Below are 14,684 nucleotides of genomic sequence, written 5' to 3' on the forward strand. Positions count from 1 at the left end.
TTGTCAGGAAGGTCCGTGGCTTAATAGGCGTGCACGTTGTATAATTGAAAACATTATGAATAAGATTTTACAAGAACAATTTTTCGTTGATAATCTATCAGCGCAACAAGAAGCTGTTATTTCTAACATGAACGCCTACATTGGGGATGGTTTGAAGCAAAACGATCACCGTGTAGCTATTATCCAAGGTGCTGCTGGTACTGGTAAGTCAGTTGTTTTGATGAACTTGGTTACTAAGTACATGACTGACAAGCGTTACAAGACTGCATTGGCTGTTAACCACCCTGAGTTATTCAAGGCGTACAAGGATTTGGCCGTTGATATTCCAGGTATGCGCGACAAGGACATTACGCGTCCTACGCCATTGATTAACAACGCACAAAAGCGTAACTGGAAGTACGATGTAATTTTCGTTGATGAAGCGCACTTGCTATTGTCAAAGCCAGAACCATACATGCACTACAATGGTGAAAACCAATTGAAAGACTTGATGGATTTGGCCAAGGTTGTGGTCGTGGTTTACGACTTCGCCCAAGTGTTCCAATCAAAGATGTACTGGGACAAGGACTTGCTATTTAAGACGATTGGCAAGCACCCATATCACCAATTCGACATGGACTTCCAATACAGAATGGTAGCTAGTCAAGAACAAGTGGACTGGATGGATGATTTGACGGCTGAAAAGCCATTGCACCCATTCCCAAACAATTCTGATTTTGAATTCAAGGTCTTTGACAAGGCGGGTGATTTGTACGAAGCCATTAAGGCGAAGAACAAGGAATTCGGTCAAAGTCGTGTTGTTGCAACGTCAGGATTCCCACGTATTGACGGCCGCCACAATGTTGAAATGGATACATTCAACTTGCCTTGGGACGAGTGGGATCCACAACGTACGCACTGGGCAAAGCGTGAGGGTTCAATTACCCAAGTCGGAACGATTTACACGCTGCAAGGATTCGATTTGAACTATGTGGGGATGATTATCGGTCCTTCATTTGGTTACGATCCTAAGACGGACAGCGTGACGATTATTCCTGAAAAGTATTCTCACAAGGAAATTTTCAAGAAGCGCCAAGACCGTAAGTTCACGGAAGAAGAGTACAAGGCCTTTATTGCCAACGTTTTGAACGTCTTGATCAAGCGTGGTAAGTATGGTTTGTACTTGACGGCATACGATGACGCCTTGCGTGCACGTTTGCTTGAATTGCAAGAAGAAAATAAGTAAACATAATTAACGCGTTTAGCTCGTAGCTAAGCGCGTTTTTTGTATTCACTACTTTGTGACACAAAGTAGTTGACGTATTGACTACTTAGTTTTAATATATAGTGGTACTAAGCAATACGGAGTAGTGAGGAAATAACATGACTGGCATAACAGAAATGCTGAAAGGAGTCCTTGAGGGTGTGGTGCTTGAGATTATCAACCGCCACGAAACATACGGTTACGAAATAACCAAAACCCTTCAAGACGCCGGCTTTGAAGATATTGTTGAAGGCACGGTCTACACGATTTTGATTCGTCTTGAGAAGAAGGATCTCGTGAACGTTGCCAAAAAGAAATCTGATGTTGGTCCGATGCGTAAGTTTTACACACTGAACGAAGCAGGCGAAGCAGAATTGCGTGATTTCTGGGAACGCTGGGGCTTTATCACAGCGCAGTTGAACAAGTTGAAGGAGAATTAACAATGGCACTAGAATGGACGGACATTAAGAAGTGGTTTGACTTCAAGCAAATGAAGGCCGACAAGGCGGAGTGGAACAAGCAACAAGCGCGCATTAAAGCGATGCCAGCGGATTATCAAGTTGTCATCGGCGAAGTGCAAAATTACTTCTGGCATTTTGCTGGTGGTGATGGCATGGATATGATGGCTGGTATTTACGATTTGATCGACTTTTTCGAGGAAGGCGCAGCTAATAATGTACCGGTGCTTGATTTGGTTGGTAACGATGTTGCGGAATTCGCAGAGAATGCTTTACGTGAGATGCAAGCTAAGCGTTGGACGGATAATGTGAAGGCTAAAATCAATAAGCGTGTTGCTGAAAATCTCTCAAAGTTGCAATAATGATAACGTTTTCACAAAATAAAACGGCTATGTAAGCGTATTTACAGGCGTTTTAAGTGTTTGTTTGTTCCTTTTTTCACAAGTTCATGCTATAGTAAATACATTGATAAAAATGATTTAGAGGTAAACGACATGACTGCTGTGATGACGACGAATATTATTAATGTAAACAATCACTTCAACAATGTGCTACGCAAGTTGCGCGCTGGCCAAACGGTTTCATCTGTTGTTCGTGAAGAAGGTTGGGCTGCCCCAGTTTTGGAGCAGATGCAAACATGGTATACGTTTGATTACGAAGACTACATGTCAGATATCCGTACTATCGAAGCCGGCGAGCAACTACGTGATCTTGAATCAGCTGAAGATGCTTGCAACTTGTTGATGGTTTACGCTGCAACACGTCGTGATGGCTTTGATTATAAGGATGCCTACTACACAATTTGCCGTTTGAACGATGAGTCATCAGACTACCGTGCAAACGTATTGGCAGTTATCGAAAACGTGGCTGCTTAATATACAATATGACTTTGAACACCTAACCTTGTTTGGATGCGATGTTGGGTGTTTTATTTTGTTATACTTGTGCTTAATAATACGAGGGAGGTGCGTTATGCAAGACCTATTTGATCTACTTAAGGCGCATGCAGATCCGGAAACGGCTGTGGGGATGGCTGCATACCAACGCAACCAGTTTCCGTTTTTTGGCATTAAAACACCAGTCCGCCGAGAGCTAACGAAGCCGTTTATCAAGGCTGCCAAGCAAAGTGGCGCAATCGACTGGGACTTCGTGGCCGCCGCTTGGGAACGTGACGCACGTGAATACCAATATGTGGCATTGGATATGTTGAAAGCCCAGATGGATTTGTTGGTTCCTGAGGATTTAGCACGTTTCCAAGCATTGGCGATGCGTAAATCGTGGTGGGATACCGTTGATAACATGGCGCACGAAGTTGGTCATATTGTTGTCACGTATCCTGAAACGAAAGCGACGATGCTGGCTTGGAGTCAGCATGACGATTTTTGGGTTCGTCGTTTGGCGATTCTTCACCAGCTGTTTCTGAAGGATCAAACGGATACGACGTTAATGACCGAAATCCTAACTGCCAATTTTGGTTCGTCTGAGTTTTTCATTAACAAAGCAATCGGCTGGGCGTTACGTCAGTATAGTAAGACGAATCCTGGTTGGGTCCGTGAGTTTATTAACGTACATGAGGGCGAAATGGCGCCATTATCGGTTCGTGAAGGTAGCAAATATGTTTAGTAGTGAGAAGTAAGATGAGATATTTTGAAAAAGCTCTAGTTTATGTAGTGAATTTGGCACTTGGTCTGCTTGCTAGTGTTGGATTTATATATGTATTAGGCTCTGCATTGGGTGGAATCGTTATTTCGGACATGCCAGAGAGATTGCGACCAACTCCTTTGCCTTGGTTTAGGGCCAGCGAAGCGGGTGAAAACTTATTTTCATTGTTGATGTTTGGCGGGCCAGTGGTCATTTTGGAATTATTAATCCTATTCAACTGGGCGACGCGCTACGTTCCAGCTAACTTTGGCTTCCGCCTTGTGGCTTTTGTTATCGGTGTGGTTATACCTGGGATTAATTTGCATTAATTAGTGTTTAGCGCCGATAATAATCCGTTTCAGGAATTTTATTTACTTTTTTGAGGTTTTAGACTTTACAAACAAAAACAAAGGGCGTATATTTAACTATGTTGTTGAGGCAACGAATTAAACATTGGGCTTATATGCTAATTGGATAAACACCCCGGCTACGAACCGGGTATTGCAGGTTCGAGTCCTGCTAGGCCCACTACGATAAAAGTTCCGAAAGTTAATTCTTTCGGAACTTTTTTGTCATATCCGAATAAACTGTGAATCCCGATAGTTATGCATTGTAGATAGGTATTTAACTGTTACATAATGGCAGTGTAACGCCAAGGGGGATGATGATATGGCAAAAGAAGTATTAGTGGTAAAAAACGTACATAAAAAGTTTGGTAAATTTGAGGCGTTGAAAAACGTTTCGTTTACTGTAAATGAAGGGGAAGTGTTTGGCTTTTTAGGTCCGAACGGGGCTGGTAAATCAACGACAATTCGCGTTATTTTGGGATTGCTAAAAAAGGATAGTGGTGACATTCAATTACTTGGTCAAGACGCCACTAGGGATGTGGTGACAGTACACCGTCAGTTGGCCTATGTACCGCGTGATGTGTTTTTATGGCCGAATTTAACGGGTGGTGAAATCATTGACTTGTTGCTGAAGATGGGCGGGCATCCCCGCACAGACCGCGTAGACGCGCTAATCAAGAAGTTTGACCTGAACCCAAAGAAAAAAGCACGCACGTACTCGAAGGGAAATCGTCAAAAGGTGGCCATTATAGCCGCGTTGTCAGCCGACGTACCGTTCTACATTTTCGATGAACCGACGAGTGGTTTGGATCCACTGCAAGAACGCAATTTCCAAACGGAGGTATTAGCGCTGAAGCAAGCTGGTAAAACAGTATTCTTGAGTTCGCATATCTTGTCAGAAGTCGAAAAAATGGTTGATCGCGTGGCAATTATTCGTCATGGTGAAATCATTGAAACAGGGTCTTTGGCTGATATGCAAGGTCATGATGAACTGAACGTGAAAGCAACGGTGGCTGATGCCAATGGACTAACGATGTTTGATAAGTTTATGGCTGATGGCGGGGAGGTGTCGTTTAGTGTGGCGCACGAATATTTGTCGATTGCGTTGGCGAAATTGACCGAAGCTGGCGTCACGGATTTGAAAGTTACACCACCAACGTTGGAAGATTTGTTCATGCAATATTACGATGCGGGGGATGTGTAGTATGCCTAATTTAGGTCGCTTACTCCGCGCGAATTTAAAGACGGATTTGAAATTAATCATCATCTGGGTGGTCATTAATGCAGCAATGATTGTGTCGGGACTCGCTAAGATAGTGAATCTCTATAGTGGTGATGGCGATATTGCCAAGTTGCGCCAGATGATGGATACACCGATGATGGTGGCGCTGTTCACTAAGATGCCAGGTGGTGATCATGTGACTATTGCATTAGTATTGGGTGCGATTATGTTGCCGTTAATGGCGACTTTAACGGGTTTGATGAGTGTGCAGTTAGCCATTCGTGGTACCCGTAAAATGGAAGAATCGGGTGAAACGGAGTTGATTCTAGCGACGGCGACGCCAAAAACGGTGACCGTAATCGCAGTTGCGCTGGAGCTTGTCATCGTTAACATCATTAATGGTCTGGGGATGTATGTGGCCTGGCTATCGATGCCAATGACTGGTGCCAACCAAGCAGGATATCTAGTATTCGTTGGGTTGATGGTGGCATTTGGCATCTTTATGGGCGGTGTCGCTTTGATAGGGTCGCAAGTCTTTGCGGACAGTCGCTCAGCGAACTTCTTCGGGTATGGCTTCTTAGCGGGTATCTATTTTCTGCGGTCGATGATTGATGTTAAGCACTGGCATGGTTTAACTTGGCTGTCACCGTTTAACTGGCTTGAATCAGCGAGCGTATTTGGCAAAAACGACAGTTGGGCGATCATCGTGATGGTAATCATTGGGATTTTGCTGGGCCTTGTGGCAGTTAGATTAAGCCAGCAACGTGATTTAGGAGCCGGTTTGCTGCAAATGACCGGTCGCGGTCGGCAACACGTGCCTGCAAGTTTGCGGGGCTTCACAACGTTATTTATGCGAGTGGAGGCGAAGGTCATTGTCGGCTGGTTTGTTGCCATATTGGTATTTGCGGCCATGTTTGGTAGCATTTTCGGTGATGTCCAAGAAGTGTTATCCGGTAGCACCCAAATCGAAACGATTGTTGGCGTTAAAGCGACAACAGTGATGACGCAGACACTTTATGCGCATTTCTTGGAAATGATTGCGATGTTCATGGTGCTGTTTGTGACGTTGATGAGTTTAAACGTGATGCAACGTTATCTGCAAGATCGACGCAATGGGTCATTGGATTTAATTGCTGGACAGCCGGTTGGTCGGCTACGGTTATTTACAACTTACACGTTAACGGCAGCCGTCGCCGGCGTCATTGCTTTTGCGGTTGGTATCTTGGTTGTTTGGCAGGTCGGCAATAGCTCGGTGACGGGCTCTATTCCGGCTGAACAAATTCAACGCGTGTTAATCGGCTATTTGCCAACGTTTTTGGTGTCGTTTGGCGTTGGTGCTTTGCTACTCGGTTGGATACCAAGGGTGTTTGGCGTTCTGTATGCTTACTTTGGCATCTTTTTCTTGCTCACCTATTTGCGCAATTTGTTGGATTTACCAAAGTGGTTTTTGCAACTATCGCCATATGGTTGGTCAACAAACATCCCCGTGTCGACACCAAATACTGCAGTGATGGTAACGATGAGTTTAATCTCAGTTGCCTGTTTTGTCCTTGGCTACATCGGATTTAAGCACCGTGATTTGGTTTAAGGAACCCCAACAAACGTTCCCGTACTGTTTGGATGCAAGCGAACATTTGTGATTTTTACCCAGTTTTTACGTCTTTTTGCACTCGGCCTTTTCGATATGTTAACCTGTGTTTGTACACGAATATAGAGAAAATCAAAGGAGGAAACAACGATGATTTTAACTGGTACGAAGGCATGGGCTAAGGCAGTGCTGAAGGATGCAGGTATCAAGCGAGTGATGGTCGACAAGCGTAGTACACGCTTGGCCAACGCATCACTATCGGTGTTATACCGTGAAATTAACCGTCGTGGCTTGCACTAAGTCGGACGCGCTAGATAACGTGTAAAAACTGAATAGATAACATGAAGCAGTGCCCACGCGGTGCTGCTTTTTTGCATTAAAAAACGACCAGGATAAGTATCCCAGTCGCTTGAGCTAATTAATAATTTCCCCAATACTTACGCATGGTGGTTTTACCAACACCAGGGTTGAAACTGTTTGTTGGATCATTCTTCTTGTAGTGGGCGACCAAAGCAGGTGCAGCTTCGTACAAGTGACCAACATTGTGTTCAGCAGGGTAGATGACACCGCGCTTATCCAACAAGGCCAACATGTCCTTCTTCAACTCGTGTGCGTCGACACCCGGCTTCAAAATGTAGTCTTGGTGCATAACGTGATCTAGGAAGTGGCCGTAGTAGAGCTTGTATTGTATTTTATCCTCAATTTCTTTTGGCAACTCCTCAAACCACTTAAATTCATTACGTGGCAACGCAATGTCGAGCGGCAAGATTTCAATATGGTCGTCTTGGAAGACTTCTTCATAACGAATGGCAACACCGGCCGTCACATAACGGTGGGTGGCAATACGTTCAGCTTCTTTATCATCAAGTTCCAAATAATCACCGTCTTCAGTTGCAAAGAAGTCTTGCAAGAAGGCGCGGGCCTCGTCGATACCATCGCCTGACATCTTGAGTTGCAAATAGTGGTCGTAACGCTTGCTGTAATCCTCGATGCGCTTTGGCAGTTGATTAGGGAAGAGTTGTCCCATGTGCTGCAAAACACGGTCCGGGAAGTATGGCTTGAAGGTTGGAATGTGATCCAAGATGCGTTCAGTGGTTGCTTTCATCCCAAATAAGTATGGTAGAACATTGGTGCCAAGTGTTTCGATGACAATCAAAGAATCCTTCCCGTATTTCTTAGCCATCTCGTAGGCGTCTTTATGCATGTACTCACCAGAAACAGGTAAGTGGGTGAATTCAGACAGAATATGACGACGCAAACGCTCTAAGACATCGGGATTATTCGTCCCAATGTAGAAGACCTTTGAAGCGCCTTCCTTAGGGAAAGTATCCAGACGTACTGCGAAGGCTGCCAACTTACCAGAAGCACCAGAAACTTCGTACAATTCATTTGGATCGGCGTTGTAACGTGTTGGTGTATCTGAGTCAATGTCACGAACGCGTGCTTCATAGTCGCGGTTGTGACCAACACGCGTACGACTGTGCGGTACGTTATCGACGTTGAAGTTACGATTTTCGAGGTTAGTGATGATTTCTTCGGGCGTATCACCCAAGGCAATGCCGAGGTGGTTCACCAAACGCAATTCATCATGCTCATCAATTTGTGCATACAAGGCTTGTTCAGTGTAGGCTGGTCCGCGTTGAATTAAGGCACCACCTGAATTGTTGTTGATACCGCCAATAACCGATGCACCCAAGTTCGATGAACCGATAACAGAGTGTGGTTCACGACCGATAGCTTTCAAGGTATTTTCCAACTTGTATAGTGTGGTACCGGGGAAGGCCAAGGCTTCTTCACCGTGATTAATGAGTTGCATCCCCTTAATACGTGACCCGTTCACGACGACAGCTTGGCGATCATACCCAGGTGCAGGGATTGATCCCTCAGTTAGACTGGTGTTCGATGCTTGCATAACGATAATCAGGTCATTGTCGTGCAAGACTTTCAAAACTTCCCAAAGTTCCATTAGTGTACCCGGCAACACAACTGCCAAGGCATCCCCGCGACCTGATCGATAACCTTTGCGATAGCGCAGCGACTTATCAGGTGACGTGATAACACGCGACTTTCCGACGATAGCGCGTAATGCTTCTATTGTATTCAAAATAATATCCCCCTATATTTGATTACATTACCATTATGCGCTTTTTAGTTGGGGCCGACATACATATTTGTATGCCAATTGGGAAAAAACAGAGACAAAAGACGCCGGTAATCATTGCTGACTACCGGCGTCTTTTAGAGTCGTGTATTACATGGCTTATTCCATGCATTAACGTAACTATAGCAAATAGATTTGCACAAGTCTAGTCAATAGTTGTCCTTAAAAAGGGTACAAATCACCCAGAAACAAAACGCAATTAGTTTGTTATGATTAAGGTAATAAAAACTAAGGAGAATAGATTGATGAGCTATGAAATTCCATCTCCAGCTGACGTGCGAAACGAGCTAGAGAAGCGCCGTAAGGAACGCGAAAAGTCACCGTTGGTCAAGGTTGCGTTGCACATCACGAATACGTATTTGACGGAGATGGCGATTGAGCTAGCCGTTAAGAAGATGATGTCACGCGCTGAAAACGTGTTGGTCAACCCATTGTTGTCAGAAGCTGTGGCTGAATTGCTTGATGAGCCAAAGTACTTCTCCGCTGAACAAATCGAAAAGATTCGCGAAGAAATTCGCGCTGACGCCAAGGTTGATAACCCACGTGAAGTCTTGCAACAAATTGAAGAATTGTTGCGCGCTGATATGCGTTCATGGTTTGCCTTTAAGCGTCAATTGCAAGAAACGTTTGAAGAAGCTGGTTATGCCACGGAAGGCACGACTGACATGAAGATCATCCACCCAGAGTTGATGATTGAAAAGTTTACGTTGATTTAATGCGAAAAGGCACGTCGCCCATCAATTGGGTGACGTGCCTTTTTTAGCTAAAGTGAACTGGAATTGTTTGACCAGTAAAGCGTTCAAACTTTTGAACAGTGATTTGATGGAGCACTTGGCGAATTTCTTCAATTTCGGCTAACGTCGGGCTGGCCTTGAGGTACAAGTGTCGCCGTTCGCTGCCGGATAAGTGGGTGTTAGAAATGACCAAATCAGCCGAATCTGGGGTATCAAAGCTCAAGATAATATTTAGGCCAGGCATGTTGGTCATTAATTGCGCCAAGCGACGACCAAGCGCAGCATTATCAACAAATTCCAAATCAACCGTGATGATGGGCAAGACTTCTTCTTGTGGTAAGCGGGTAATGAACGTGTTGAAGTAGTCTTCGAATAACGTGTTTTGCAACGTGTCATGTGAAATGCTCGTTTCAGTAGCAATTGCTTGCATTAGATGTTGCGTCAATTGCGCATAAACTGGAAATTGTGAAATGGCCTCATCCACGTTCGGTTCCGGACGCAGCGCACTGTGAAAGTAGACCAAACGTAAATTGGTTGTATACAGATCGTGCCGAATTGCGTCGATTAATTTATGCGTCATTAGATAAGCGTTGCCGAAGAAAGCTGGTAGCTCACGGGCGATGATATCCGAGATGACACTGAACAAGAGGCGCGTTTCAATTGGCATGTACGTTTCAAAGTGTTCTTTACGTGCGAACCCAAAAGCGTAAAGGGCGCTCAACGCAAAACGTGCTTCGTACCCGGCTGCGGTGTCTGATAGACCTAATGACGACGTCAGGTGCTGACGCATGCGATTGAGGAATAAACGGGTTGTGGCTGGTAAATCGGCTGCTTCATCAAGGACTGGGGCCGAATCAGCTGGTGTAATGATATGTTGATGCGTCATTCGCACGTACCCAATACCGAGCTGGAATTCGACAATCAACCCAATGGCGGGCGAAATCGGCTTGGGACTGGTTGTTTTTAAGTAGGCCCAAGTGGTCTGCGCCCATTCGATGGCTGCAGTTGGTAGCGGGTTGCTTTGTCGGGTGTAGTAGTCAAACAAGATACGGAAGAAAAAGTAACGAATTTCTTTTTCATTACCAGTTAACACGAATGCCTCGTTAATTTGAATATGATAAGGCTGTAAATCTTGCTGTAGTTCTTGTAGGAGTTCACGGACGTAGGGTGTTGAAAAATCGTGTTGTACCGCAAAGTCAGCAACGGTTTCAAACGTGCCAAATAACAAGGCCATCAGCAAATGATATTTTGGCGCACGGTTCAGATACTGCAGACGCAATTCATCGAACAGCATACTGTGACCCGGTCGCACGATAAAATGTTGGCGCGTACCATCAAACGACACCAATTCGTGTTGATCTAGCTGCGCCAAATCGTCGGCCAAAGCTTGACCGTAATTCATCACGAGATACTTTGACCAACCAAGGTCGTTAATGACTAGCTTGATGGGCACCATTGGTAATGGTTGCATCATCAGGTAGTTTTTGAGCGTTAACTTATCGCGTTCTTTTTTCTGTAGTAGCCAATCCACAAGTTTGTCCCTCCGCAAACACAAAAAGGCAGTGCTGACACTGCCTTTTTAATCGTTCAGTTAGTTTAGGTTATACCGCAATATGGTGGGTGAGTGCAAGTTGCTCAAGCACTTGGTGATAGATTTGATCATAATCATCAAGCGCATAGCCAATGTTGCGCACAGAACTCTTCGTGTAGTTCTGGGCAGCAATGGCGATTGCGAAATCGTGTGCGATTTGTTCATTCGTGTGTGGCATAGTATTTGTCTCCCTGTGAATATCTGCTCTTAGTATAGAAAGACTAATCGAATCCGCAAAAAACGGTTTTTACACTTTTGAAAATCTCGTTTTTGTTCTCACTGCCGTTGGTAGTTAGACTGAAACACAGACTTTACGAAAGCGAGTTATGTTTACATGACAACGGGAAAACCGGTTACCAGCATTTTTAACGCTGGATTTATTAGTATTACAGCCATCAATTTTATTGTGTATCTTGTTTACTATCTATTGATGGTCATTATTGCAGTCGTGGTCCACACGAATTTGCATGCCAACTTAGCACAAGCTGGTTTGGCGTCAGGTATTTATGTTATTGGGACGTTGATTGCCCGACTTATTATTGGGCAACAGCTCGACATCATTGGTCGCAAACAATCGTTGCGTTTTGGTGCTTTGATCTACCTGGTTTCAACATTGGCTTACTTAATTATTCCTAATATCGGGGTGATGTTTGTGGTTCGTTTGGTAAATGGATTTGCCTATGGTATGACGTCAACTGCCACAAATGCGATTGTGACGGATTACATCCCCGAAGATAAGAAGGGGTTGGGCATTAATTTCTATGGATTGAGTACGTCATTGGCCGCTGCGATCGGTCCGTTTGTGGGGATGATTTTGTTGAACCTCACGAATTTCCGTTTCATTGTCATGGTGTCTTCAGTCTTAATCTTGTTGACGACAATCGCCACGTTGCTCTTGCCAATTCATAATTTGGCGTTGACGCCAGAACGCAAGGCAGCCTTACGCCACATGACCTTTGATAATTTGATTGAGCGTAAGGCCTTGTTCATTGCCGGTATTGGTTTCTTGATGGGCTTCTCATATTCATCAGTGTTGTCATTCTTGTCTTCATACGCCAAGACGATTCACTTGGTAAGTATCAGTTCATTTTTCTTCGTCGTGTACGCCCTGGTCATTACGTTTACGCGACCAATGGCAGGTCGAATCTTTGATACACGCGGCGAGGATTACGTCATGTATCCAGCATATGTATCGCTAGCAGTTGGACTAGTGTTACTTGGTGTGACACATTCCGGCTTTATGTTGTTGCTGTCAGGTGCCTTCATCGGTTTGGGTTATGGTACCTTTATGTCTAACGGGCAAGCTGTTGCCTTGAAGCTGGCACCGAATGCACTTCGCGTTGGGGTATCCTTGTCAACGTACTTTATCGGGCTTGATTTGGGAATCGGTGTTGGTCCGTTTGTGTTGGGGGATGTGGAGAAGATGTTGAACTTCCGTGAGCTGTACTTGTTGGCAGCTGTCATTCCGGTGATTGCCGGTTTGTTGTATTACAAGTTCTATCACCACGAGCAAGATGCTGCGCCAAAGATTGATGGTGCTACACAACACTAATGTAATCGGTTACACCTTTTTTGAACCAGTTAAAAGTTAGGGCGGTATACTAAGTGTGTAAATTTTTATTTGCATTTATTCAATCTAGTTTAAAGAAGGTAATCACAGATGGCTTATCAAGGTAGTACGAAAGAAGAAGCTTTGAACATCATCGATTTGCCACGCTTGCGAGCAGCAGTACAACGTGACACTGAGGCGGGTGCATTCGGCTATGTCGACGGCGGATCATCCGACGAACAAGTCTTGCACGACAATGAAACGGCATTCCGCCACTATCAACTCATCCCGCGCATGTTACAGAACATTAGCGCACCTGACCTATCAACGACATTATTGGACATTCCACTATCAATGCCTGTGATCGCGGCGCCAATCGCTGCACACGGCTTGATGCATGAAAACGGGGAACGCGTAACGGTCAAGGGCGTTGGTGCGGCTGGTACAATTTTCAGCTTGTCAACGTATGGCAACTCACGCATTGCTGATGTTGCTGCGTCATCACCTGAAACGCCTAAGTTTTTCCAACTTTATATGTCTCGTGATGACGAATTTAACCAGTATTTGCTGGATGAAGCGGTTAAGAATGGCTATAAGGCCATTATTTTGACGGCCGATGCCACGTTGGGTGGTTATCGTGAAGCAGACATCATTAATAACTTCGCCTTTCCATTGCCAATGGAAAATCTAGCTGCGTTCTCAAATGCGGCTGGTTCAGGTGAAGGACTTGGAATTGCTGAAATATATGCACGCGCTAAGCAGGATTTAGCCTTGTCTGACATAACTAAGGTTAAGCAGATGGCGAATGGTCTGCCTGTGTTTGTGAAGGGTATTCAAGATCCTGATGATGCATTGGCTGCCATTGCTGCTGGCGCTGACGGTATTTGGGTATCAAACCACGGCGGTCGTGAGTTGAACGGTGCACCAGCTTCTATTGATACGCTGGCTGCTGTTGCTAAGGCTGTTAACCACCGCGTTCCACTCGTCTTTGATTCTGGCATTCGTCGTGGGGAGGACGTTGCTAAGGCGATTGCGCTTGGAGCTGATGTCGTGGCACTTGGTCGTCCGATGCTTTGGGGATTGAACCAAGGCGGGGCGGCTGGTGTCCAATCAGTTTATGAGCACTTGGCCGAAGAACTTAAGATTGTCATGCAATTGACCGGATCTCACACGGTTGCTGAGTTGCAACGTGCCAAAATTATTGATGCAAAGTTTTAATATAGCGTGAAATACGGACCGAATCGTTGTAATTCGGTCCGTTTTTGTTTGTCTGATTGTTTAATTATAATTTGAAAAAAGTACATAAAATCGGAGTATGGTTATGTGGAATTAGATTTCTATTAAGGGTGAGTTTATTTATGATGGTTTTTTATAATAGTATTAGCTGTTTGCGTGGCAGTGGGTTGTTTATTGGCGATAACGTTATTTAGAAATCAGTTTATCGCTGATGATGTGAGTGAAACGACAGCGGTGGAAGGCGTTTCAGAGAAGGTTGATGATAATGCCAGTGAAAAGTTAGACAAATTTCATAATGAAAATGAAACGCAATCATTACTGGCATTCTCCGGCTTGGTTAAGGAAATTAAACTGAATAATGCTGAGGGTCAGGCTTTGTCTGAAGAGATGGGCCTGCACTTTGGTAGTCATGACTATCTCGGCATCGCTGATATTACGTGGGAAAAAATAAAAGCACGGGCAGAAAAAGGGCAGAATGCATCAAGCATTGGGACGGCGCTGTTGAACGAAAACAGTGTACAGGCCACAAAAACCATTGCGGAAATCGTTGAAGACTCGGGTCATACGCTTGACGAACTGAATCAAATTGTGAATGTCTCAAGAGAGAAACTTCGAACAGCTCACTTCAGTTCGAGTGATACTGAAGAGTCATCTGTGACGACTGACGCATCTGTTGAATTGCCTTTGAGTAAAGTTAAGAATGGGCACAAGCAGCCACAAATCGTTCAAAAGCAAATTAGATTGCCGTTCGAACAAGGGGAAACAAAGGTGGAGAATCTAAAACCCAGATTATTCATGCACTAAATTTTTAACCACAGCTAAATCAGTAAAATACGATAAATCACCTTGAAACTGCCAGTACCTTGGCACGGTTTCAGGGTGTTTTTTTCGATTGGGCGTTTTTTGAGAAAAAT

Annotated in this window: 16 protein-coding genes and 1 tRNA gene; 14 read left to right on the plus strand and 3 right to left on the minus strand. The window is 44.6% G+C overall.

Features of this window, described 5'->3' with window-relative positions; all coding sequences use genetic code 11:
* Positions 1 to 55: 55 nt before the first annotated feature.
* From C6P11_RS05165 to C6P11_RS10950, 10 genes are all read left to right on the plus strand, one after another.
* The gene (locus tag C6P11_RS05165) at positions 56 to 1,225 is read left to right on the plus strand and encodes a DUF2075 domain-containing protein (protein ID WP_135519187.1); all 1,170 of its coding nucleotides are present in this window, start codon (positions 56 to 58) and stop codon (positions 1,223 to 1,225) included.
* A 137-nt stretch (positions 1,226 to 1,362) separates the two neighbouring features.
* Positions 1,363 to 1,683 carry a PadR family transcriptional regulator gene (locus C6P11_RS05170; protein WP_135519189.1) on the plus strand — a complete coding sequence of 107 codons (321 nt, stop codon included), beginning with the start codon at positions 1,363 to 1,365 and terminating at the stop codon, positions 1,681 to 1,683.
* 2 nt (positions 1,684 to 1,685) lie between these two features.
* Entirely contained in the window at positions 1,686 to 2,063 is a 378-nt protein-coding gene (locus C6P11_RS05175) for a DUF1048 domain-containing protein (protein WP_135519191.1), read from the plus strand.
* Between the two features lie 132 nt (positions 2,064 to 2,195).
* Entirely contained in the window at positions 2,196 to 2,576 is a 381-nt protein-coding gene (locus C6P11_RS05180; RefSeq protein ID WP_135519194.1) for a hypothetical protein, read from the plus strand.
* Between the two features lie 97 nt (positions 2,577 to 2,673).
* Positions 2,674 to 3,324 (plus strand): DNA alkylation repair protein, encoded by a 651-nt coding sequence (locus tag C6P11_RS05185; RefSeq protein WP_135519197.1) that lies wholly within the window; start codon positions 2,674 to 2,676, stop codon positions 3,322 to 3,324.
* A 14-nt stretch (positions 3,325 to 3,338) separates the two neighbouring features.
* Positions 3,339 to 3,671, plus strand: a complete 333-nt coding sequence (locus C6P11_RS05190) for a hypothetical protein (protein WP_135519200.1) — start codon at positions 3,339 to 3,341, stop codon at positions 3,669 to 3,671.
* A 126-nt stretch (positions 3,672 to 3,797) separates the two neighbouring features.
* A tRNA-Arg gene (locus tag C6P11_RS05195) sits at positions 3,798 to 3,870 on the plus strand.
* A gap of 141 nt (positions 3,871 to 4,011) precedes the next feature.
* Positions 4,012 to 4,893 carry an ABC transporter ATP-binding protein gene (locus C6P11_RS05200; protein ID WP_135519203.1) on the plus strand — a complete coding sequence of 294 codons (882 nt, stop codon included), beginning with the start codon at positions 4,012 to 4,014 and terminating at the stop codon, positions 4,891 to 4,893.
* A 1-nt stretch (position 4,894) separates the two neighbouring features.
* Positions 4,895 to 6,499, plus strand: coding sequence for an ABC transporter permease (locus C6P11_RS05205; protein ID WP_135519205.1), 1,605 nt, complete (start codon positions 4,895 to 4,897; stop codon positions 6,497 to 6,499).
* A gap of 150 nt (positions 6,500 to 6,649) precedes the next feature.
* A complete protein-coding gene (locus tag C6P11_RS10950) occupies positions 6,650 to 6,799 on the plus strand; it encodes a hypothetical protein (RefSeq protein WP_167849533.1) in 150 nt (49 codons plus the stop codon).
* A 118-nt stretch (positions 6,800 to 6,917) separates the two neighbouring features.
* On the opposite strand, the gene dld is transcribed toward C6P11_RS10950, so the two are convergent.
* Positions 6,918 to 8,603, minus strand: a complete 1,686-nt coding sequence (gene dld / locus C6P11_RS05210) for a D-lactate dehydrogenase (protein WP_135519208.1) — start codon at positions 8,601 to 8,603, stop codon at positions 6,918 to 6,920.
* A gap of 302 nt (positions 8,604 to 8,905) precedes the next feature.
* Here dld and C6P11_RS05215 point away from each other — a divergent pair, with 302 nt between their 5' ends.
* A complete protein-coding gene (locus C6P11_RS05215; RefSeq protein WP_003607934.1) occupies positions 8,906 to 9,376 on the plus strand; it encodes a hypothetical protein in 471 nt (156 codons plus the stop codon).
* A gap of 43 nt (positions 9,377 to 9,419) precedes the next feature.
* On the opposite strand, the gene C6P11_RS05220 is transcribed toward C6P11_RS05215, so the two are convergent.
* Both C6P11_RS05220 and C6P11_RS10955 read right to left on the minus strand, forming a co-directional pair.
* Positions 9,420 to 10,925, minus strand: coding sequence for a helix-turn-helix domain-containing protein (locus C6P11_RS05220; RefSeq protein ID WP_135519211.1), 1,506 nt, complete (start codon positions 10,923 to 10,925; stop codon positions 9,420 to 9,422).
* A gap of 70 nt (positions 10,926 to 10,995) precedes the next feature.
* Entirely contained in the window at positions 10,996 to 11,163 is a 168-nt protein-coding gene (locus C6P11_RS10955) for a hypothetical protein (RefSeq protein ID WP_003607932.1), read from the minus strand.
* 156 nt (positions 11,164 to 11,319) lie between these two features.
* On the opposite strand from C6P11_RS10955, the gene C6P11_RS05225 reads away from it, so the two are divergent.
* The 3 genes from C6P11_RS05225 (at position 11,320) to C6P11_RS05235 (ending at position 14,574) form a co-directional block, all read left to right on the plus strand.
* Complete coding sequence (locus C6P11_RS05225; RefSeq protein ID WP_135519214.1) at positions 11,320 to 12,537, plus strand: MFS transporter; 1,218 nt, start codon at positions 11,320 to 11,322, stop codon at positions 12,535 to 12,537.
* A 108-nt stretch (positions 12,538 to 12,645) separates the two neighbouring features.
* Entirely contained in the window at positions 12,646 to 13,752 is a 1,107-nt protein-coding gene (locus tag C6P11_RS05230; protein WP_135519217.1) for an alpha-hydroxy-acid oxidizing protein, read from the plus strand.
* 192 nt (positions 13,753 to 13,944) lie between these two features.
* A complete protein-coding gene (locus C6P11_RS05235) occupies positions 13,945 to 14,574 on the plus strand; it encodes a hypothetical protein (RefSeq protein WP_135519220.1) in 630 nt (209 codons plus the stop codon).
* Positions 14,575 to 14,684 lie beyond the last annotated feature (110 nt).

The sequence above is a fragment of the Weissella confusa genome (genome assembly GCF_004766315.1).
Taxonomy (GTDB): Bacteria; Bacillota; Bacilli; order Lactobacillales; family Lactobacillaceae; genus Weissella; species Weissella confusa_A.

What these genes read in the sequence shown, in the direction of transcription:
- C6P11_RS05175 (WP_135519191.1), top strand. Translation starts at nt 1,686, where the DNA reads ATGGCACTAGAATGGACGGACATTAAGAAGTGGTTTGACTTCAAGCAA.
- C6P11_RS10950 (WP_167849533.1), top strand. Translation starts at nt 6,650, where the DNA reads ATGATTTTAACTGGTACGAAGGCATGGGCTAAGGCAGTGCTGAAGGAT.
- C6P11_RS05185 (WP_135519197.1), top strand. Translation starts at nt 2,674, where the DNA reads ATGCAAGACCTATTTGATCTACTTAAGGCGCATGCAGATCCGGAAACG.
- C6P11_RS05230 (WP_135519217.1), top strand. Translation starts at nt 12,646, where the DNA reads ATGGCTTATCAAGGTAGTACGAAAGAAGAAGCTTTGAACATCATCGAT.
- C6P11_RS05170 (WP_135519189.1), top strand. Translation starts at nt 1,363, where the DNA reads ATGACTGGCATAACAGAAATGCTGAAAGGAGTCCTTGAGGGTGTGGTG.
- C6P11_RS05180 (WP_135519194.1), top strand. Translation starts at nt 2,196, where the DNA reads ATGACTGCTGTGATGACGACGAATATTATTAATGTAAACAATCACTTC.
- C6P11_RS05225 (WP_135519214.1), top strand. Translation starts at nt 11,320, where the DNA reads ATGACAACGGGAAAACCGGTTACCAGCATTTTTAACGCTGGATTTATT.
- C6P11_RS05200 (WP_135519203.1), top strand. Translation starts at nt 4,012, where the DNA reads ATGGCAAAAGAAGTATTAGTGGTAAAAAACGTACATAAAAAGTTTGGT.
- C6P11_RS05215 (WP_003607934.1), top strand. Translation starts at nt 8,906, where the DNA reads ATGAGCTATGAAATTCCATCTCCAGCTGACGTGCGAAACGAGCTAGAG.
- C6P11_RS10955 (WP_003607932.1), bottom strand. Translation starts at nt 11,163, where the DNA reads ATGCCACACACGAATGAACAAATCGCACACGATTTCGCAATCGCCATT.
- C6P11_RS05205 (WP_135519205.1), top strand. Translation starts at nt 4,895, where the DNA reads ATGCCTAATTTAGGTCGCTTACTCCGCGCGAATTTAAAGACGGATTTG.
- C6P11_RS05165 (WP_135519187.1), top strand. Translation starts at nt 56, where the DNA reads ATGAATAAGATTTTACAAGAACAATTTTTCGTTGATAATCTATCAGCG.
- C6P11_RS05190 (WP_135519200.1), top strand. Translation starts at nt 3,339, where the DNA reads ATGAGATATTTTGAAAAAGCTCTAGTTTATGTAGTGAATTTGGCACTT.